The 20,267-nt window shown below is 56.2% G+C and carries 18 protein-coding genes and 1 pseudogene; 13 read left to right on the top strand and 6 right to left on the bottom strand.

The genetic code is table 11. From position 1 onward, the window contains the following. The 6 genes from AC1DMK_RS20710 to AC1DMK_RS20735 all read left to right on the top strand — a co-directional run. On the top strand, positions 1-541 hold a 541-nt coding region (locus AC1DMK_RS20710), incomplete at its 5' end, for a UDP binding domain-containing protein (protein WP_477861590.1). 110 nt (positions 542-651) lie between these two features. After that, positions 652-1,926, top strand: a complete 1,275-nt coding sequence (locus AC1DMK_RS20715) for a polysaccharide biosynthesis protein (protein ID WP_477861592.1) — start codon at positions 652-654, stop codon at positions 1,924-1,926. Between the two features lie 57 nt (positions 1,927-1,983). After that, entirely contained in the window at positions 1,984-2,823 is an 840-nt protein-coding gene (locus AC1DMK_RS20720) for a hypothetical protein (protein ID WP_477861594.1), read from the top strand. Beyond that, positions 2,823-4,277 carry an MOP flippase family protein gene (locus AC1DMK_RS20725; RefSeq protein WP_477861596.1) on the top strand — a complete coding sequence of 485 codons (1,455 nt, stop codon included), beginning with the start codon at positions 2,823-2,825 and terminating at the stop codon, positions 4,275-4,277. The genes AC1DMK_RS20720 and AC1DMK_RS20725 overlap by 1 nt, the downstream gene beginning before the upstream one ends. 81 nt (positions 4,278-4,358) lie before the next feature. After that, the gene (locus tag AC1DMK_RS20730; protein WP_477861598.1) at positions 4,359-5,279 is read left to right on the top strand and encodes a glycosyltransferase family 2 protein; all 921 of its coding nucleotides are present in this window, start codon (positions 4,359-4,361) and stop codon (positions 5,277-5,279) included. Beyond that, positions 5,276-6,226: a glycosyltransferase family 2 protein gene (locus tag AC1DMK_RS20735; protein WP_477861600.1), complete on the top strand. Its 951-nt coding sequence runs from the start codon at positions 5,276-5,278 to the stop codon at positions 6,224-6,226. The genes AC1DMK_RS20730 and AC1DMK_RS20735 overlap by 4 nt, the downstream gene beginning before the upstream one ends. 173 nt (positions 6,227-6,399) lie before the next feature. Here the strand turns inward: AC1DMK_RS20735 and tnpC are convergent, their stop codons facing one another. Genes tnpC through tnpA form a run of 3 tightly spaced genes read right to left on the bottom strand, consistent with a single transcriptional unit; the run spans position 6,400 to position 8,826 of the window. After that, a complete protein-coding gene (gene tnpC, locus AC1DMK_RS20740) occupies positions 6,400-8,007 on the bottom strand; it encodes an IS66 family transposase (protein ID WP_477861602.1) in 1,608 nt (535 codons plus the stop codon). A 41-nt stretch (positions 8,008-8,048) separates the two neighbouring features. Next, positions 8,049-8,402, bottom strand: coding sequence for an IS66 family insertion sequence element accessory protein TnpB (gene tnpB / locus AC1DMK_RS20745; RefSeq protein ID WP_477861603.1), 354 nt, complete (start codon positions 8,400-8,402; stop codon positions 8,049-8,051). Beyond that, positions 8,386-8,826, bottom strand: coding sequence for an IS66-like element accessory protein TnpA (gene tnpA, locus AC1DMK_RS20750; protein WP_477861605.1), 441 nt, complete (start codon positions 8,824-8,826; stop codon positions 8,386-8,388). The genes tnpB and tnpA overlap by 17 nt, the downstream gene beginning before the upstream one ends. 648 nt (positions 8,827-9,474) lie before the next feature. Between tnpA and AC1DMK_RS20755 the strand changes: the two genes are divergently transcribed. Continuing rightward, positions 9,475-10,773: an O-antigen ligase family protein gene (locus tag AC1DMK_RS20755; protein WP_477861607.1), complete on the top strand. Its 1,299-nt coding sequence runs from the start codon at positions 9,475-9,477 to the stop codon at positions 10,771-10,773. Positions 10,774-10,937: 164 nt separating this feature from the next. On the opposite strand, the gene AC1DMK_RS20760 is transcribed toward AC1DMK_RS20755, so the two are convergent. Continuing rightward, on the bottom strand, positions 10,938-12,044 hold the full coding sequence (locus AC1DMK_RS20760) for an endo-1,4-beta-xylanase (protein WP_477861609.1): 1,107 nt from the start codon (positions 12,042-12,044) through the stop codon (positions 10,938-10,940). A gap of 788 nt (positions 12,045-12,832) precedes the next feature. Then, complete coding sequence (locus AC1DMK_RS20765) at positions 12,833-13,033, bottom strand: hypothetical protein (RefSeq protein WP_477861611.1); 201 nt, start codon at positions 13,031-13,033, stop codon at positions 12,833-12,835. Positions 13,034-13,096: 63 nt separating this feature from the next. Between AC1DMK_RS20765 and AC1DMK_RS20770 the strand changes: the two are divergent. Continuing rightward, positions 13,097-13,306 (top strand): annotated as a pseudogene (locus AC1DMK_RS20770) (ATP-binding protein); the annotation flags it as partial. A gap of 96 nt (positions 13,307-13,402) precedes the next feature. Here the strand turns inward: AC1DMK_RS20770 and AC1DMK_RS20775 are convergent. Further along, positions 13,403-13,747: a hypothetical protein gene (locus AC1DMK_RS20775; RefSeq protein WP_477861613.1), complete on the bottom strand. Its 345-nt coding sequence runs from the start codon at positions 13,745-13,747 to the stop codon at positions 13,403-13,405. An 822-nt stretch (positions 13,748-14,569) separates the two neighbouring features. On the opposite strand from AC1DMK_RS20775, the gene AC1DMK_RS20780 reads away from it, so the two are divergent. The 5 genes from AC1DMK_RS20780 (at position 14,570) to AC1DMK_RS20800 (ending at position 20,235) form a co-directional block, all read left to right on the top strand. Further along, positions 14,570-15,496 (top strand): helix-turn-helix domain-containing protein, encoded by a 927-nt coding sequence (locus AC1DMK_RS20780; protein WP_037058280.1) that lies wholly within the window; start codon positions 14,570-14,572, stop codon positions 15,494-15,496. Positions 15,497-15,602: 106 nt separating this feature from the next. Beyond that, positions 15,603-17,114, top strand: coding sequence for an arabinosylfuranosidase ArfA (gene arfA / locus AC1DMK_RS20785; RefSeq protein WP_477861615.1), 1,512 nt, complete (start codon positions 15,603-15,605; stop codon positions 17,112-17,114). A gap of 247 nt (positions 17,115-17,361) precedes the next feature. Beyond that, positions 17,362-18,462: an ABC transporter ATP-binding protein gene (locus AC1DMK_RS20790; protein ID WP_477861617.1), complete on the top strand. Its 1,101-nt coding sequence runs from the start codon at positions 17,362-17,364 to the stop codon at positions 18,460-18,462. Next, positions 18,455-19,390 carry a carbohydrate ABC transporter permease gene (locus tag AC1DMK_RS20795; protein ID WP_477861619.1) on the top strand — a complete coding sequence of 312 codons (936 nt, stop codon included), beginning with the start codon at positions 18,455-18,457 and terminating at the stop codon, positions 19,388-19,390. The genes AC1DMK_RS20790 and AC1DMK_RS20795 overlap by 8 nt, the downstream gene beginning before the upstream one ends. Further along, positions 19,387-20,235, top strand: coding sequence for a carbohydrate ABC transporter permease (locus tag AC1DMK_RS20800; protein WP_477861620.1), 849 nt, complete (start codon positions 19,387-19,389; stop codon positions 20,233-20,235). The genes AC1DMK_RS20795 and AC1DMK_RS20800 overlap by 4 nt, the downstream gene beginning before the upstream one ends. Positions 20,236-20,267: the final 32 nt, after the last annotated feature.

Below are 20,267 nucleotides of genomic sequence, written 5' to 3' on the forward strand. Positions count from 1 at the left end.
CTACGGCTACGGCGGCTCCTGTTTTCCGAAGGACACGCTGGCGCTCGTCAAGACCGCCCAGGATTTCGACAGCCCGGTCCGCCTGATCGAGACGACCGTGGCGATCAACGACAACCGCAAGCGCGCCATGGGCCGCAAGGTCATCGCCGCCTGCGRCGGCAMCGTGCGCGGCAAGAAGATYGCCATTCTCGGCCTGACCTTCAAGCCGAACACCGACGACATGCGCGACGCCCCCTCGATCACCATCATCCAGGCGCTGCTCGACGGCGGCGCCACGGTATACGCCTACGATCCGGAGGGTATGAACGCGGCGAAAGGTCTTCTTGGTCCCGTCACCTTCGGCGAGGATCCCTATGAAATTGCAGAGAACGCCGACGCACTGGTTATTGTCACGGAGTGGGAGGAATTCCGTGCACTTGACTTCAAGCGGCTGAAACAGGTTGTCAAAACGCCAGCGGTTATCGACCTGCGCAACGTTTACCCTGCGGCCGAAGTGACAAAGCACGGCTTCTCCTATGCCTGTATTGGACGGAAGAGCTAACCGGTGATTGGAGGTTTCTTTTGATTTTCGATGACACTCACGAAGCATTTTTGCTTGCCCAGCGTTTTGCAGCATGAGGCTTCAATGATCCATTGGGCGTGGACTTGTTCATGAGAACGAAAAACATACTCTCGCTGCTTGGAAACTACGGACTGGCGACGTTCGCCACCGCAGCGGTATCGGCCAGCCATCTTCTAATTCAGCTTGCCATCCTTCATAGTCTGGGTTCGGGCGAATTCGGTCTAGTGGCGTTCATGCTAACGCTCATGCAGTTCGGTTCTGGCATGTGCAACTCGGTGGTTGCGGCACCCTACACCGTCCTCGTCAGTCAGGGGACGACCGACAGTGTTTCCACCGACAGCTTCTTTTCGGTGAATGCGGCGCTGGCACTGTGCAACAGCGTCGTGGCAGCGGCCGCATCGCTTTGGATAGGGAGCGCTAGTTGGCCGGTTGCGCTATGTTTTGCGGCGGCAAGCGGTCTGTTCACGATCCGGTGGTTCGGCAGGACGGATGCTTACGCCACACATCGCCCCATCAAGGCTGCAGCCTCAGATGTTATTTACTCTGCCACGCTTTTGATCGGCTTGGCGCTGGCCTGGTTCAATGGCGTGACGCTTCTGCTTGCTGCGATGATCTTTGCCGCCGCCGGCATGGCCGGGATGGCGCCGTTCGGGGTCTCCTTCTTGTTGAAGCATCTCCGCATCGACTGGCGGGCGTCCATCACGGCATACAAACCCATCTGGCGCGATCAATCCCGCTGGGCTGTTGTCGGGTTGGTGACGACAGAGGCGACCAACAATGCCCACTCTTATCTCGTCGCCTCTATCGCGGGACCCGCAGCATTCGCGCCAATCGCGGCCGCTATGCTTTTTCTCCGGCCGATCGGCGTTTGCATGGTCTCTCTCACGCAGATCGAGCGCCCCGCCATGGCACGCGCTTTTTCTGCAGGCAACAGGGCATCGGCGTTCAAGTTTGCCATGCGTTTCATGGCGGTCCTCTTCCTCATCTGGGTCCTGACAATCGCTGCGATCGCAATCGTATTGAATTATTTTCCTGGGCTGGCGTTTAAGCCGGGCCTCGATGCCAACCTCGTGCTTGTCGCATTCGCCGTATGGACAGTGATTTGTCTTGTGCAATGCGGGCAGACGCCATTGAACGTCTTTCTTCAGGCGGAGGGGCGGTTTCGCGAACTCGCCGACGCGAGCATGAAAGCCTGCGTGGTTACTGTTGCGGCCGTCCTTGCATTGCTGGTGATGATTGGCCCTGTGTACGCGACCTTGGGTGTGTTGATGGGCCAGATCATAATGACTTGCGGCATCGTGATGAGCGTTCGGGCGGTTAAATTGCCACCAAGGATGGAGGTGGTCGTTAATGCAGCCGTGTGACGCAAAAAGCCTCCTCATGGGTGCATTTGCCCGCAGGCTCGGAAGGACGAACTGATCTTGCTGACGCATCTCAAATCTCTTGCGAAGCCGGCCTTTATGAAGGGCCTTGAGGCTTGGGCCAATTGGCGTTGGCGCCACCGTAAGCGGGGCGCCCACCATGGACTGCCCAATCGGCTGATCGTATCACTGACATCGTATCCCAAGCGGTACGATGTACTTGAACTGACCCTCAAGACGATCCTCACACAGGACGTTTCGCCTGACGGCGTTGTCCTATGGATTGCGCATGAGGACATCTTAGCGTTGCCGCCCTCAATTCGGGCGCTTGAGGGCGCGGGGCTCACGATCCAGGCAACCGAAAATTTGCGGTCTTACAAGAAAATTATCCCTGCACTTCAACAGTACGGCGATTCCATCATCGTCACGGCCGACGATGACGTCTACTATCCGCCGTACTGGCTGGCTGGGCTGGTAAGTGAGTACAAGGTCGGTGTGCCTGAGGTGCTCTGCCACCGGGCGCACGTTATGAAGCGGAGCGAGACAGGCTTTCAACCCTACGATAGCTGGCATTTCAACATACGGCCGGCGCGCAGTGCGCCTGACGTGTTTTTTACCGGTGTCGGTGGCGTTCTTTATCCGCCTGGCATTCTTCATGCTCACGCGCGCAACGTAGAGACGATTCAGAAGCTCTGCCCAACGACGGATGACGTATGGCTCAACTGGATGGTTCGGCTGAACGGAGCGTCGGTTCGCAAGGTGGACGGCTGGATCAGATTTTACGAATGGTCCGGATCGCAGGGCGTCGCTTTGCAGAACACCAACCGCGGCGATAACGCCGGAAATGACGCACAGATTGCGAATGTGGTACGATCGTATGGCATTCCGGAGGGCTTGTAATGACCGTAAAGGCCGAAGCCTTCTCCGCAGTTCGTTGGACCACTTTTGTCACCGTGGGCCGGGTCGTGCTGCAGACGCTCCAGCTCATTGTACTAGCGCGTCTGATTTCACCGCAGGATTTCGGCATGATGGCGATGATCCTGAGCGTCACCGCATTCATTCAGCTGTTTGCCGACCTCGGTGTAAGTACGACAATCATCTATACTCGAGAGATCTCAAAGGAGGTCCTATCGACGCTTTATTGGCTAAACGTGCTAATGGGCGCGCTCCTTTCAGCGTTGGTTTGGTTGGCAAGCCCCTGGGTTGCTCGCTTCTATGGCGCGCCAGGATTGGAAGTACCGCTGACGCTTGCGGGTAGTTCGTTTTTTCTTCTCGCAATCGGCCAGCAAGTTAAAGTGCTAGCGGAGAAGCGGCTTGCTTTTCGACCAATTGCAATGGTCGAACTAGCTTCCGCAACCGTCAGCACAGTGCTAGCGATAGTGACTGCCTATTTAGGTGGTGGCGTATACTCACTCGTTCTAGGCGTCATTGCCTTAGCGGCGGGAAACAGCGCGCTCTATTTTCTCTTTGTGCGTGATGGCTGGCTACCGGGTATGCACTTTCGGATACGAGAGGCATCGGCAAATCTTCGAGCTGGTCTGTACCTACTCGCAACAAGCCTGGCAAACACAGCCGCCCTTCAGGCCGATGTGATGATTGTGGGACGCATACTAGGGGGAGCGGCGCTGGGCTTTTATACCGTTCCGCGAGAGCTTTGTTTGAAAGTGATGTTCGCAACCAACCCAATTGTGACACGGGTTGGCACGCCACTTATTGCCAAAGCTCAGAACGATAAAACTATGCTTCGCAAAGTCTACCTTGCAACAATTCGGACGACATCGGCTATCAACTTTCCAATATACGCTGCCATTGCCGTTTTCCGGCACGAGGTCATTGAGTTGGTTTTTGGACCCAATTGGGCTCAGTCAGCTGATTTGCTTGGAATTATGGCAGTTTGGGGCATGTTCCGGGCGCTTGGAAATCCCGTTGGTAGTCTGCTTTACGGCACTGGAAATGCGCGGCTAGCGCTTGTACAGAGCCTAACGGTAGCCGTGACGATCGTGCCAACAATTTATCTCGGCAGCATGTGGGGAACGAACGGCGTCGCTCTCGCGCTTACGATTTTCTACGTGATTTTTACGCTGGCCATTTGGCGTTTCGTGGTGAAGCCGATCACCGGTGCAGGGTTCATTGAGTATAACGAGCAATGGATCACCCCGCTCATAGTCACGATCCTGACTGCCATGGCAGCGTGGGTTGCCGCCTACCCGTGGGAGAATACGCTAGTCCGTCTTTTTATTGGCCTCTCAACAGGTGGAGTGACCTACCTATTGCTCAGCTGGTTTCTGAACCGCCTGTGGTGTGATGCTATGTTGGGAATGATCGGTATCAAAGCGGGTCGGCAGATCGTTTGACTCAATCCCGCTCTCGTTTGGCGGCTATCACGGTTTCGCAGATGCGATCATTTGTGAAAATAATCCAGCACGGAGACAAGCATGACTAAGCAACCTTTTTTTTCAGTTGTGATACCTCTGTACAACCGTGCCGACTGCATTGGCGGCACATTGCGGTCGATAATAGACCAGACCTTTGGCGACTACGAAGTTATCGTTGTCGATGACGGGTCTGAAGACTCTCCACAGGAAGCGGTCGAGAGGGTGAGGGACTCCCGAATTCGACTTGTTAGCCAGCCGAACTCCGGTGGGAGTGCTGCCAGAAACAAGGGGATTGACCTCGCTGTAGGCAAGTACATTGCATTTCTTGACTCGGATGATCGATTTTTGCCGACGCATTTGGAGGCTATGCACCGCGCGCTGTCGGACGACACAACTCTGAATCTGTCGGTGTACTCACCTGTCATTGTCGACCGTGGTGCAGGCAAAACCTTTGTAAAACCGCCACGTTCGATTGGTCCAGAGGAAGATATGTCAGACTATGTCATGAGGGATCGCGGTTTCGTTCAGACAAGTGGTTTAGTCGTCCCAAGTGCCGTTGCGAAAAAGGTTCGCTATCGGACCGGCCTGCCTTTTGGGCAAGATACCGATTTTGCCGTCCGTCTGTTTCGGGCTGGTTGTAAATTTCAGATGCTGGAAACGCCAACCGTGATCTGGAACGATGTTGAAGATCCTAAGCGCGTGTCTGCATCGAGAAAGGGCAATAGGGTCATTGGTTGGCTCGAAGAAATGAAGCCTTTGATCTCGCGGAAAGCATATCTGGGCTATCGAGGATGGCATGTCGCAAAGGGCTTGGCACCGCGACAGCCCGTTCTTGCGCTGACGTATTATTTCACGGCATTGATCAACGGTTGCTATGGGCCAAAATTGGCTATGGTGGTGATGTTGCAGATTGTACTTCCCGTTCACTCCTATAGAAGATTTTCAGATTTTGTTATTGGTTTTACAAGGCGCGAAGCGTGAGCGAACAATCGATGCCGCGGTTTTCAGTTGTAATTCCGGTTTACAATAGAGCCCATTTATTGCTGAGGACGTTGCAGTCAGTATTCTGCCAGACGTTCCAGGATTTCGAGATTATCATCATTGATGATGGCTCAGATGACGATATAGCCGAGACAATGGCCGCTGTAACCGATCCTCGCGTCAGGTTCATCCGTCAGTCGAACGCCGGAGCAAGTGCTGCGCGCAATGCAGGGGTAGATTCGGCTCGCGGAACATTCGTAGCCTTTCTGGACTCCGACGATCTATTCATGCCGCAGCATCTACAGAGTATGAACAACGCGCTTATGTCCAGGGAAGGCTACGCGGTTTACTCGCCAGTGATCGTCGACCGCGGGAACGGCAACTCATTCGTTAAGCCGCCGCGGGGGGTGGCTCCTTACGAAAACATGGCACTATACCTGATATGCGACCGTGGATTTGTGCAGACAAGCGGCTTAGCTCTTTCAACGGAAATCGCGCGCCGTATCAGATATCGGGAAGATGCCGTTTTTGGCGATGACACCGATTTTGCGATACGGCTCGACATTGCTGGCTGCAAATTTTTCATGATTGATGAGCCCACGGTGGTATGGTTTGATGGTTACCGCGAGGACCGTCTGTCACTCGGACGATCTTCAGTGGGAAAGCTTGAATGGCTTGAAGATATACGGAGCGAGATCCCCAGCAAAGCCTATCACGGCTACCGCGGATGGCACTATGCCAAGAGCATCTACCCTCAAAGACCTTTTCTGGCCATCACCTTGTTTTGCCGGGCTCTTCTCTATCGTTCATACCCCGCTAGCCTTGCTGCCGTGGTTTTTTTGCAGATATGCCTGAGCGACAAGTTCTACCGAAGGCTAGCTGATTGGCGTGTTATTAAATCTGGGAAGAATAGGTTGGTCTATGAGACGTCGACAAATTCCAACTAGACTAAATGTTCGCCCTGGGACCGGGTGACCCGTCTCACAATATGCAGGTATCGAGGGTTGCGTAAGTTAACCTCGCACAGAGCCTCATGCATAGGAGACGGGCCATGGACGAAGCTATGTAAGCGCTCATTTCGCTGCGCGTTGACGCAGTGGATTGTGAGGCCCGCAGCGGCTTATACGGCAGTGGATTTGGCGAAGTTAAATGGGAGCAGATCGTCGATATTTGTGCCGTCCGGACGCTGCGGCAATTCGGTGAAGACGTGTCGCAACCAGGCGAATGGCTCGACGCCACAGGCGCGACAGGTCAGCATAAGGCTGTAGATGACGGCGCTTGCCTTGGCCCCGTCGACAGTGTCGCAAAATAGCCAGCTTTTCCTTCCAGTGGCAAAAACTCTGATATCGCGTTCCAATAAATTGTTGTCGATCGGCATCCTGCCGTCTTCAGTGTAGCGGGTCAGATATTGCCACTGGTTTCGCGTATAAGAGATCGCATCGCCGAGCTTGGTGTCGGGCACGACCTTGGGGGCCATCCTGTCGAGCCACTCCTTCAGGGCATCAAGGACTGGAACGCTATGCTTCTGGCGCAAGCGCCGGATGCAATCGGCCTGCGTTTCGCCGTCATCCGGCTTTTCGTCCCGCGCCTGCCTTTCAATCCGATAGAGCTGGTCGAAGAACTTCAATGCCTGCGCCGGCGGCCCGCTTTGTTTCTTCCCGGCCTTGAAGGCGTTGACGAAGCGTCGCCTGGCGTGAGCCATACACCCGACATGCGTTGCGCCCTTCAGGGTGCGCCAGCCCTGATAGCCGTCGCTCATCAGGATGCCGCGATAGTCACCAAGGAAAGTCTGCGGATGCACCTGCCCGCGACCGGGCTGATATTCAAGCAGCACAACCGGCTCGACACTATCCTTTCCGCTGCGATAGGCCCAGATGTAGGACTCGTCAGTTGCTTTCCTGTCCTTTTCCTTCAGCACCTGCACCGTGGTCTCGTCACCGTGAATGACGTTCTGCGACAAGAGCCGCTGCTTCAGTGCATCGTAGATGCGAACGAGGTGCTTTTCGCTGGAGCCGATCACCCAATGGCCAAGAGCGCCACGGCTGACAGGGACGCCAGCGCGCTCGAAGGCCTGTGCCAGGCGATAGAGCGGTGTGCCGTCGACATATTTATGAACAAGAGCAAAGGCCAGCGTCGAGGCCGTGGCAATACTGCCCGGCAAGGGCTGTGCGGGCATCGGCGCGATGATAACGGGAGTGCTGATATCGGTGCGCTCGCAGTTGCGGCAAGCATACTTGGCCCGGGCATTCTGCAGCACCGTGGCCTTCACCTCGATATGCAGCTGCTCGGTGACGAGTTCGCCCATCCTATGCAATGGATGGCGGCAGCACGGACAGGTCTTCTGATCGTCGGCAAGGCCATATTCAACGCGTTGGCGGGGCAAATTTGCCGGAAGAGGTTTACGCCCGCGCTTGCGGCCTTCGGACTTTTCCACCTCTGGCAATCCCGTGTCGGGAAGCTCAGTGGCGTCGGTCTCGTCACAGTCGGCCAAGCCCTCATCAGCATCGGCCTCGAGAGCGGCGTTCTCGGCTTCATTGAAGACGCGGTCCATATGCTTTTCGCTGCGCGGCGCAAAACGATGCAGTTGTGCAAGCGCCAGTTCTTCCTCGAGCTTGAAGACACGCTGCTCAAGGGCGTCTCTCTCAGCCCGCAGCGCGGCGTTCTCGGCAGCATTCGCCGCCAGAAGCGCCATCAGTTCCGCAACGGTCGGGGTGCCGGCTCGTGTCATCGTAGCTTTGAATCTGAGCCGCCCCGCTTCGTCAACAGCCTTCAGCCGACAAACTCATATTGCCGAACAGGATGGCGCACCATCGCGTCGAGATCGATGCCGTCAAGCAGCCAGCGCAATTGTTCGGTATCGAGCGTCACGACCGGTGCCTCGCGGCGGGGCCAGCGAAACCGGTCTTCGGACAAAGCTTTCAATACAAGCACGAACCCTGACCGCTCGAAGAACAGGAGCTTCATCCGAGTGCGCCGGCGGTTGCAAAAGACGAAGACAGCACGCTCGAACGGGCTCAGGTCCATCGACTGCTCGACCAGGATCGCCAGGCTGTTGATCCCCGCACGAAAGTCGATCGGGTCCCGGTGAAGATAAACGCGAAGATCGTCAGCCAGCCGGAACATTGCACCGCCCCAAAACTTCGATCATCGCGGAAAGGGCCCGCTCATCCACATCCTCAAGCTCAAGCCGCACACCATTTGGCAAAGACGCAATCAGCCGCATTCCTGCCGATGATGGCCGGGCCGGCATGTCGGGCTGCCGCGAAATCGGCAACGCTGCAACCACCGGAACAAAGGCCGACGTTTCCTGTCCTGCAACAACCGTCAAACCACCCTGGGCCTGCCGATCTCGGCGAAGCTTCACCCAGTTGCGTAACTGATTGGCGTTGACGCCGTGCGCCAGTGCCAGACGGGCAACCGATACCCCGGGCTTCATTGCAGCGTCGATCAGCCGGTCTTTCTCGACGGGATCGAAACGCCGCTTCCCGTTGGAAAGAACCTTCACAGCCCGAAGCCCCCCTGAGCCCTTCAAAATATCCAATGTCATTGTGTCCACAGTCTCCCTTGTGGACACAGAATCCTTCATTCGCTGTTCAGTGAACAGGTGCGGGGAATTGTGCGCTTACGAAGCTATCACATATGTCGGATTGGATGTTCACAAAGAGACGATCGCGGTTGCAGTTGCTGATGGCGGTGGGCGCGGCGAAGCAGTAAGCCAGTCAGCTACAGAGATATCGATGTCACTCTCTCTCCATAAACATCGGGCCAAGACGGCACTCTTCCTCGCTCCGCGTCATGGCCGGATGCTCCCAAGAAACCATCGGGGAGGCGCCGTCGCTTCATGTACCCATGCAGCGCCCCTCCAGACCGTGAAAGCGTGGAAGCTCTCCAGATGCATTGCAATGCCAGTGTCACTCGTAGTGGCCGGCTGCTTTTCTGTATAGTTTCGGCAACGACGCCAATAAATATCTAAGCATTGCTACTCCGCAGGATAACAGTGGCACTATGCACGCGCCGAACGATCTTGTAAGCGGGTTAAGACGGTTCTCGTTTAGTAAATCAAGGCTCATGAATGTCGGTGGTTGGCAGTAGGTTCGGTTTCGCTCATCCCCGTCACAGGCGCGGCCTCATATCTAGGCTTCTGGAAAGCTGGACACGAGAAGATCTATTCTACGGATTCTGCCTGGTTGCAGTATTGTTTTCGGTCATCGTCGAGCTGAGGTACGATGCGGCGGCATCGACTCTTGTTTCCAGAGATGTTCTTGGCGAGGCCGTTATCGCGGGTGCATCGGGCAGTGTCTTTCGACAACTGACCTATTTCGCAATTTTTTTCGGGGTTTCAGGATATACAATCTTTAGGTCAGGCGGGTTGCCTGCGATGCCAATTCCGCTCGCATATAATCTTGCTTGCGCCTGGTGTCTGATAAGCTTTACATGGGCAATTGCTCCCGGCATTTCGTTTCGTCGCGCACTCGGGATGTATATCATCCTTGTTGCTGTTGGTTTCTGCGTCGAGTCGCTAGGGGCGAAGAAAACCATTCAGACTGTCTACGCGTTCCTCGCTGGTCTCGTGGTCTGCTCCTCGTTGGCTGCCATTTTTCATAGCATTCCGATCTTGTCATTTGCAGTTCACCCTGACGACGAGATGGACACGTCGCTAGTTGGGGCTTGGCGAGGTGCAATGATGCACAAAAACGTTGCGGGTGCAGTGATGATACACTCGTCCGTTTTCTTCTTTCATCACGCGATAAATCGCAGGCGTCTTTTAGACTGGCTACTGTTCGGCATGGCTGTGTTTTTTTTGGTGATGACGAAGTCTAAGACTTCGCTCGGGTGGTTCGCTTTGGTGCTCACAACCGGCCTAGTCTATCGGTTTCTGCTTTTGCGAAGGGCGCCTTCGGTCTTCGTTTTAGTGATGGCAACGGCAGTTTTAAGCATGAGTGTGGTGCTCTACACGCTAAGTGATGAGCTATACGCGTTCTTTACGAACCCGGCGAACTTGTCTGGGCGCGTCGAAATCTGGCAATCGGTGCTTCCCTACATCCAAGATCATCCGATCCTTGGGTCGGGATATGGCTCTTTCTGGGCAATTGGACTTGACTCGCCCATCTACAAAACTGCTAAAACGCTGTTCATAACCCAGATTGGACATTCCCATAGCGGCTACATAGAAATCCTTTTGACGACGGGCGTTCTAGGATTAGGTCTTGCGCTGGTAGCGCTGTTAATCGTGCCGTTCGTACGCTTCGCAACGTCAATGCCTGGTGACGCGCTCCTCAACCCAATGCTTTTTTCGATCTGGATGTTTGGAATGCTTCAGAACCTGTCTGAAAGTCAGTTCTTCTCTCCGGACAAACAAAGCTGGATCTTTGTTGTCATCGCCATTGTCATCGTCCACACGCGCTATGTCGCTCGTCTCCGGGGGGACACCGTTTGGCTCTCTAGGACCGCGTGGATGCCATGGCAGCCTATCTTGCGATCGCGCCAAGGCTAGACGATCTTCCGAAGAAGGATTGTTTTTGCTCCGGGGAGGCCAACAAGAGCTCGTCCACTAATGGTTTRCCCAGCTCTTCGTAGATCGCCGCCCGTTGGCGTCACAGTCACAACCCTCCGGGTCTCGGCTTCCGCAACAAGGTCGCACATATCGGGGCTTGGGCCTCAGGATCGCGTCGGGGCGGCGGAGTACGCCGACACCATGGCGCTAAACATAGCTTTGGGACTGTAGTTGGTGTCGAACGGCAGCGATCGAGAAATTCGGCCATCGGGGTGCTTATATTTCCAATGGCTGTTAAGCCAGGAATATCGGTCGGTTATCCCCCAGGTAAGGCATCCCAATGATTGTTCCTTGCTGAATGCAACATCAAGAAACCTCTTGGCAAGAGAGGCAACAGCCTCATCTCTAACCTCGGGGTCGGCCGGACCATCGATATCCGTAATATCCAATTCGGTAATCATCACCATGAGGCCGCGTGCGATAATTTCATCCAGGAACTTCGAGAAAACATCGTCGTTGTAGCTTGTACGAAACACCTTCAAATGCGCTTGAATACCAACAGCTTCAATCGGTACGTTTCGCCTAAGAAGTCGGTCAATCAGATCCAAAGTGCCTCTTCGGATGTTAGCGCTCCACCGTTCGTCCGCCTCTGGGTTTAGTTCATTTAAAAACAGAATTGCGTCCGGATCAGCTTCTTTTGCGGCATGGAACGCGATATCTATGTAACTCTCACCGAAGGCTTGGTACCAGGGAGAGCTCCGCCGCATGAAATCTGGGTATTTCTCCTCGATGTTAATCACTTCGTTTACGACGTCCCACGAATGCGTTCTGCCGCGGTATCGTCTTGCGACTGTCGAAATGTAGTCTGTGATGATGCGTTCACTCGGTTTTCGCGCAAGTGCATCCACAACCCAATCTGGATTGTAGTCGTGCCAGATCAACGTGTGGCCGCGCATCTTCTGTCCGTTCGTTGCGGCGAAACGCCAAATGGTGTCCGCTGGCCCGAAATTAAAGGTATCCTGCGTCGGCTGAAGAACTTTCCGCTTCGACTCGGATTCGCAAACGAGAATGCCAGCTTGCTTAGCCACCAAATCGCGGTAGAGCGGATCGCTGTTGAGAAGCTTCGCCCCGACCGCTGTCCCATACAGCAAACCTCTAGAGAGGGCTGCGCTGCGGAGGGTCTGTTGCTCTGCCGCTCGTGTGGATACGGGCATTGCAGCATAAGCGGCGATAGCCGCGGTGTTCTTCAGAAGCGAGCGACGATCGAGCAATTTGCATCCTCGGGATTTTATTTCGCAATGAACAATAGTTCAAACCACCGTGCGCGCAAGGGCTGGTACCCCGCGGCCCCATCATCATGGGGTTGGTTCTCTCGCGTTCGCAAACAGTTGTTTCAGTATCGCACCATGCCAATAGAAAACCGCCTCTCCTTGACCGGGGGGCGGCCTCTTTTGCTAGAGATTCTGGAAGACCCTCCGCGGACGTACCAGGTACTGCCATATGCGCCGAACTATTTCCTTAAACCATCGCTGGTGAGATGGCCGTGGCCGCGTCGGACTGAATTGAATTCCCGTCTGAGCGTCCGCTGCGATAACTTCATCGTCTTCCGTTCCGTTCCTTATACGCTGGATTGAACTCTCTTCTTGGATTGCTGCGTCGCAACAATTGTGCATACGTTGTGGAATGATGACTGATCGAATTTTGAAATTCGCAGCTTGGATTATTCTAGCCGGCATAGTTTTCGCTACTGTTTCGCCAATTGGGCTAAGACCGCACGACGTATTGCCGGTAAATGTTGATCGAGCGTTGGCATTTGCGCTTGTGAGCGTGCTCTTTGTCGTTGGATATCCCAATAGAGGCATGCGATTGGCCATGCCATTGGTTGTTGGGGCCGGAGCCATTGAGCTGCTGCAACTCTTATCTCACACTAGGCACGCTCGCCTTGAAGATGTTGCTATAAAAGCTGTGGGCGCCGCCATGGGAGCTGCTTTCGGATGGGGCCTCAACCAGGCGCGTATACGCCTCGCATAGTGTAAGCCGCAAGCTATGCATGCCGGCGTCACCACGCTGTGAACTGCCGCGCAGCCGCGACATCTTCGTCGACGAAGACAAGCCGTTCCGGATCGAGATCGAGCTGACCGCCGAACCTGCCTGACGCCGCCGCCGTGCCAATCGAAGGTGCTGGTTGCCCACTGACGGATAGCAGGTAGTAGGCCTCGCTGACGTCGAAGGTGCTRCAGGCAAGCGCAATGCTTACCATACCTGAGCTGAACTGCCCCCACTCGCCGCCGATCCTGTTGCCTAAGGACGGTTTGCAGGAGACGTGGCAGATGTTCTGTGTGTTTCATGCTCCAATCTCGCTCGCCGACTGAAACGAAAATCCAAGCCCCGCGGACCATATCTGCAAGCCGTGGACGCTGAACTGTTACACTGTTACCCTCCATTCGCAAAATTGCTGATCATCGACGAGCTCGGCTATCTCCCCTTCGAGGCGAATGCAGCGCACCTGTTCTTCCAACTGGTGTCCCGGCGCTAAGAGAAGGGGTCGATCCTGACCCCTTCTAATCGCTCGGTAGGAGAATGAGGGTCGCCACCGTCACCAACCGGCAACAGTTTGAGGCGAGGGCGTCTAACTGATCAATTGTTTGACCCAAGCAGTAAACTTGCCAGCCAAGTGAGGCTCTTTCTGTCCACCGATGGCCAGCCTGCCCTTATCAGTAAGATGATAAGCGCAGCCGTATACATTGCGGTCAGAGATCGCCGTTTCGCGTATCAAGCCCCGGGCAACGGCACGACCGAAGCCCGGCCAAATTTTTCCCAGGTCGGGAGCATCCGTCTCCTGATAAAGATAATCGCCGGCGGCCTCAAGATCGGCCATTCTTCGGAGCAACCGCTCTATTTGTCGTTCCAAAATTGGTGCAGCGGCTGAGCCAGCTTTGTTCATGGTGAACCCTTGGGTAATCTGCGACGACATGACCGAATCGCCAATTGTGTATATCAGAATGAACCATGTCGATATTTATGGGTAAGATCACCTACATCTGCCTCACCGCTATCTTGAGCTGGATTTTTCTTGCCAGCATCTTCATTGCTCCAATCGCATCTGCTTCGCTTGTCGCATATTCAGCATTCAACGGATGGTGGACCGTTTGGCACATCCTCCCGATTACTCATCTGCTGTTGATAGCGATAAGCCTACGATATCTTAGGCCGGCGTTCATCGTGCGTTCTACAGGCGGAGGGGTATGAACTTAAACCAATTTGCTGAATGTCACCATCTAACTGCGGCTGTTGGTATCCGGGCCAATCCTGCGCGGTTCCGAGCACGGCATCAGCGGTGTCGACAGTGCGGTGGCCATTCGTAGGCGGCCAGCCAAGGCTGCTGCATCTGTTGCGTAGTTCAGCCGCAACGGGCTGTATTCAACCTCCAACATCATAGGCACATCAAACGATCCTGTTGCCCCGAACAAAAGCGGATTGGCTCTCCGATCGGGTTCTGGCTGTTTTCGAATTAGACAGGTCGGGCAGTCAGAAGCCCTGTTACATCCATCGTTTGTTGCGCCTATCTCGCAGGTCATGGTGACGGCGTGTTGATGACCTTTGAATATCGTGGTGCGTTCCCCCTTTTACGATCAGGACCGCGGTTTAGGAGCCATTTGTCTCGAAACACCGGCAGACGGACGTTTCAGAGGCGCCAATCCACTTGTCGCCGGTTTGCCGGGCAGTCGATTGAATAAATCAAAATTGTTGATATAGAACATAGATACGCATCCTTATCTTGCCCGATCGGAACCCTATGAGCCGCAACTTTCTTGTCGTCGACCCCGAAGAGGGCATGCCTATTCTCAAGGGGTTGGCATCGCCGGCAAGGGTTTCCGTGTTGAAACTGCTGCACGAAAAGGGGCCGCTGAATGTCAACGAGATTGCTGAAATCCTTGACCTGCCGCAATCCAGCGTCTCGACCAACGTGCAGATGCTGGAGGAGGCGGGGCTGATCCGCACGGAGACGCAGAAGGCCCGCAAGGGTAACCAGAAGGTCTGCCATAGCGTCTATGACGAGATCCTGGTTGTCTTCAAGAATGAAATCAAGGAAACCGAACCGGATGCGATCGAGGTGTCGATGCCGCTTGGGCTCTATACGAGCTTCGAGGTGACGGCGCCGTGCGGCCTCTGTTCGGTCGACGGCATCATTGGACTGCTCGATGTTCCCAATACTTTTTTCGATCCGGACCGCATGAAAACGGCGCTGATCTGGTTCACGCGCGGCCATGTGGAGTACCAGTTTCCCAACAATGCGCGGCTGACCAACACCAGCGTCCGCGAGATCGAGTTCGTCATGGAACTGAGCTCGGAAGTGCCCGGCACCAGCGCCGACTGGCCCTCCGACATCACGCTTACGGTCAACGGAACGGACATTGGAACATGGACATCTCCGGGCGATTTCGGCGACAAACGTGGGGTTTTCACGCCCGACTGGTGGAAACTGAAGGGCTCGCAATATGGCAAGCTCAAGAATTTCCGCATCAATGACGACGGCGCTTTCGTCGACGGGTTGCGCATCTCCGATGTCACGCTCGCGGACCTGAAGCTCGACGAACATCATTCGATCCGCCTGCGGATCGGCGTGCGCGACGACGCCAAGCATCCCGGCGGCATCAATATATTCGGTCGCGGCTTCGGCAATTACGACCAGGATATCCTGCTGCGTCTGAAAACCCGCTGACTATATCCGGTTTTCTGAATTTTACCCTTGACCACGACCGGGGCTTCCGCTTTATTCATCTCAAATTGTGATATAAATCACAAAATGCGATATAGTGGAGGACGTCATGAAGGCTGCGGTTACAGCGCACAGCAAGTACACGATTTCGGAAATCGACCCGCGTCTCTATGGCTCGTTCATCGAGCACCTCGGCCGTGCCGTCTATACCGGCATCTACGAACCCGATCATGCCACCGCCGACGAGAACGGCATGCGCAAGGATGTCATCGATCTCGTCAAGGAACTCAATGTTCCGATCGTGCGCTATCCCGGCGGCAACTTCGTCTCGGCCTATAACTGGGAAGACGGCATCGGCCCGAAGGAGAGCCGCCCGACGCGTCTCGATCTTGCCTGGCATACCTCCGAGAGCAACCAGGTCGGCATGCATGAATTCGCCGATTGGTGCGTGTCTGCCAACACCGAGATGATGCTCGCCGTCAATCTCGGCTCGCGCGGGCTGGACGAAGCCCGCAACTTCCTCGAATACGTCAACCACCCCGGCGGCAGCGAATGGAGCGACAAGCGGGTTGCCAACGGCCGCGCCGAGCCATGGGACGTAAAGCTCTGGTGCCTCGGCAACGAGATGGACGGCCCCTGGCAGATCGGCCACAAGACGGCGGACGAATACGGCCGCCTGGCGCATGAGACAGCCAAGGCGATGCGCGCCTTCGACAGCTCGCTCGAACTCGTCGTCTGTGGCTCGTCCAACGCACACATGCCGACCTACCCGGAATGGGAGGCAACCGTTCTCGACCACACCTACAACGAGGTCGATTACATCTCGCTGCACATGTATTTCGAGAATCGCGCCAAGAACACGGCGAATTATCTCGCCCGCAGCATCGAGCTCGACAACTACATCGGCACGGTCGCCGGCGTCATCGACTACATCAAGGCGAAAAAGCGCTCGACAAAGGACGTCTACATCTCCTTCGACGAATGGAACGTCTGGTATCATTCCAAGGAGCGCGACAAGGCGACGCTGGCCGGCGCCAACGGCTGGCCGCATGCCCCGGCCCTGCTCGAGGACGACTACAATTTCGAGGACGTGTTGCAGGTCGGCTGCATCCTCAACACCTTCATCAACCGGGCCGATGTCGTCAAGATCGCCTGCCTGGCTCAGCTCGTCAACGTCATTGCGCCGATCATGACCGCCCCGGAGGGCGCTGCATGGCGCCAGACCATCTTCTATCCCTACTATTTTGCTTCGGTCTTCGGTCGCGGCACGGCGCTGAAGCTGATGGTGGACAGCCCGAGCTACAAGGTCGACGACCTCGGCGATGTGCCCTATCTCGACGTCTCCGCCGTCCACGATGCGGACAGCAGGGCGGTCACCTTCTTCATCGTCAATCGCCACGGCACGGAAGCGCTCGATCTCGACGCCAGCCTGCTGGAATTCGGGACGCTCAGGATCATCGACGACCAGGTGATTGCCCATGCCGATCTCACCATAACCAACACCGCCGAAAAGCCCGACAATGTCGTACCCCGGAGGGCTGATGGCGCGTCATTTGCGGGTGGAAAGCTCAGCGCAAAAATCGCGCCGCTCTCCTACCGGATGATCCGGCTGCAGGCGTGATTTTCAAATCAGATATCATGATACATATCAAAAGATATGTTGACATCACAATTGTATGATTTAACGTCAGCGCACCGGTTTTGACGTGCCACTGGGAGGAAAAGATGGAAGCGACCGCTTCTGTTTTGGCACTATCACTGACTGAAGAGAGCCCGTTTGTCAAAGCGAGCGCTCTCTCGGTCGAGATAGGCCAGCCACGTGTTCATATCGACTTTTCGGGTTCTGACTGCAGCATAGGAGCAGTCGGATGACGGCCTATATCGAAATCCACAATGTCAGCAAGCGATACGGTTCGATGACCGTGCTCGACGGCCTTTCGCTGTCGATCAAAGCCAACGAGTTCATGGTGTTCCTGGGGCCGTCAGGTTGCGGGAAGTCGACCCTGCTTCGGATGATCGCCGGCCTGGAAAGCGTCGATGAAGGAACCATCTCGATCAATGGCGAGCGCATCGACACGCTGCCGCCCGGACAGCGCGACATCGCCATGGTGTTCCAGAGCTATGCGCTCTATCCGCACATGACGGTTGCCGACAACATGGCGTTCGGCTTGCGCAACATCAACATTCCCGCCGACGTCATTTCCGCCCGCGTAGCAGAAGCCGCCCGCATGCTCGAGATCGGCCATCTCCTGGAGCGCAAACCCGGCCAGCTCTCCGGCGGCCAGCGGCAGCGCGTCGCCATCGGCCGTGCCATCGTCAAGGAGCCGAAGGCCTTTCTCTTCGACGAGCCGCTGTCGAACCTCGATGCGGCGTTGCGCGTTCGCACCCGCGTCGAGCTCGCCCAGCTCCGCAATCGCGTCAAATCGACGATGATCTTCGTCACCCACGACCAGATCGAGGCGATGACGCTTGCCGACCGTATCGTCGTCATGAACAACCGCAAGATCGAGCAAATAGGCTCTCCGATGGAGATCTATTCCCGTCCCGCCAGCCGCTTCGTCGCCACCTTCGTCGGCTCGCCGACCATGAATTTCCTGAGTGTCGGCCTATCGCAGCAGAACGGCTTCATCAGCACCAGGCTTCCCGACGGCACCGAACTGCAGACGGCAATCCGCGCCGCCGGCGTCAAAGGCAGCGAGCACTCGCTCGGCATCCGCGCCGAGGCGGTGAAACTCGCAAACGGCGTTCCGGCAACGACGACAGGCAAGGTTGAAGTGCTCGAGCGCCTCGGCGACCGCACGCTTCTCTATACGCGCCTCAAGGACGGCAGCACGGTCGTGGCCGAGGATATCGGCAACAGCCGCGTCGCGATCGGCGACGAGGTGGGGCTTACGCTCGACGGCACACGCGCTCATCTCTTCGATGCAGAAGGCAGCGCCTGGCACAATGAGGAGCCGGGACATGGCTGAGGCGACCTTGTCCGGCACCCGCTCGGCGGCGAAAGCCACCGCGCGGCAAACGGGGCAGAACATCAATGCGCCGCTCTGGCGCAACGCGCTCTTCGTCGCGCCCTACCTGTTTTTCTTCGTCACCCTGCTCGTCGTGCCGCTGTTCTGGGGCATATGGCTCAGCCTGCACAAGGCCGACGCCTTCGGTACCGGACGCTTCGTCGGCATCGACAACTACCTGCGTCTCTTTCGCGACAAGATCTTCATACAGGTGGTTGGAAACACCTTCTATTTCGTCTTCCTGACGGTGCCGGCGCTGGCCGTCCTCGGGCTTTTGCTGGCACTGGCGCTGAACCGGAAGACGAAGACGGCGACAGTGCTGCGCACGATCTATTTCTCTTCGTCGGTGCTGTCGGTGACGATCGTCACGCTGATCTGGCGCATCGTCTTCATCGGCAATTTTGGTTTGCTCGCCACCGTCTATGGCTGGTTCGGCGCAACCTCGCCGGCCTTCCTTTCCGATCCGAAGCTCGCGATGATCGGCATAGCAATCGCCACCATCTGGTGGTGCATCGGTCTTCCGATGATGCTCTTCCTCTCGGCCTTGCAACAGGTCCCGGCAGAGATCTACGAGGCGGCAGCACTCGACAATGCCAGCCGCTGGCGCACGCTCTGGCACATCACCTTGCCATCGATCCGGCGAACCTTCGTCCTCGTCCTGATCATTCAGGTCGTGCTGCAGTTCCAGCTGTTCGGCCAGTCCAAGCTGATGACGCTCGGCGGTCCGAACAACGTCTCCAAGCCGATCGTCTTCTACATCTACGAAGCCGCCTTTACCAAATGGGACCTGGGGCTCGGTGCTGCAGCCTCGGAAGTTCTCTTCGTCCTGATCCTGATTGCCGCCATGGCACAGTACTTCATCTCGCGCCGCAAAGGAGAAGAAGGATGAGCGCTTCCGGTGGCAACATGGTCGGCCGTTCGACCGGCGATCGCGTGATCCTGCTCCTTGCCGTTCTCTGCGCGCTGATCATGATGGCGCCGGTAGTCTGGGTGATCGGGCTCTCGTTGAAGGACAACAAGGAACTGATGGCGGATATGAACTCCGTCTTCCATGCGCCCTACACGATTAACAACTACATCAATATCCTGGCGACCTCGTCGGTCTTCCGCTGGATCCTGAACAGCGTCATCGTCTCAGGCGGCCTGACGATCATGACGTTGGTCCTCTCGTCGCTCGCCGGCTACGGCTTCGCAAGACTGAATTTCCCGTTCCGCAACGCGCTTTTCATCATCGTGCTGCTCGGCCTTGCGGTACCCGAACAGGCGGTCCTGATCGCGCGTCACCAGCTCTTCAGCTGGCTGAAGTTTCACAACACCTATCATGGTCTGATCCTGCCCGGCCTGTCCGCTCCGTTTGGCGTGTTCCTGATGACGCAGTACTTCCGCGCCATCCCCAAGGAGCTCGATGAGGCAGCGCTGCTCGACAACGCCAGCCGCTTCAAGATCTTCTGGAAGGTGTTGCTGCCTCTGACGATACCCGCACAGGCAACGCTTGGCATCTTCACCTTCCTTAGCGCCTGGAACGATTACTTCTGGCCGCTGATCTCGGGCACGAAAAAGGAAATGTATACGCTGACGATCGGGATCGCCTCGACGCAGACCAACTTCGCGCAATCGGAGGGTCTCGGATTCCTCATGTCGCAAGCAGTCTTTGCCGGTGCGCCGATCCTCATTCTCTACCTGTTTTTCCAGAAATACATCGTGACCGCAGTCTCGGGCGCCGCCGTGCGCTGAGCTTCCGGACGATGTCGTCGCAACCGGCTCCC

Source organism: Rhizobium sp. 05L419 (assembly GCF_056397845.1).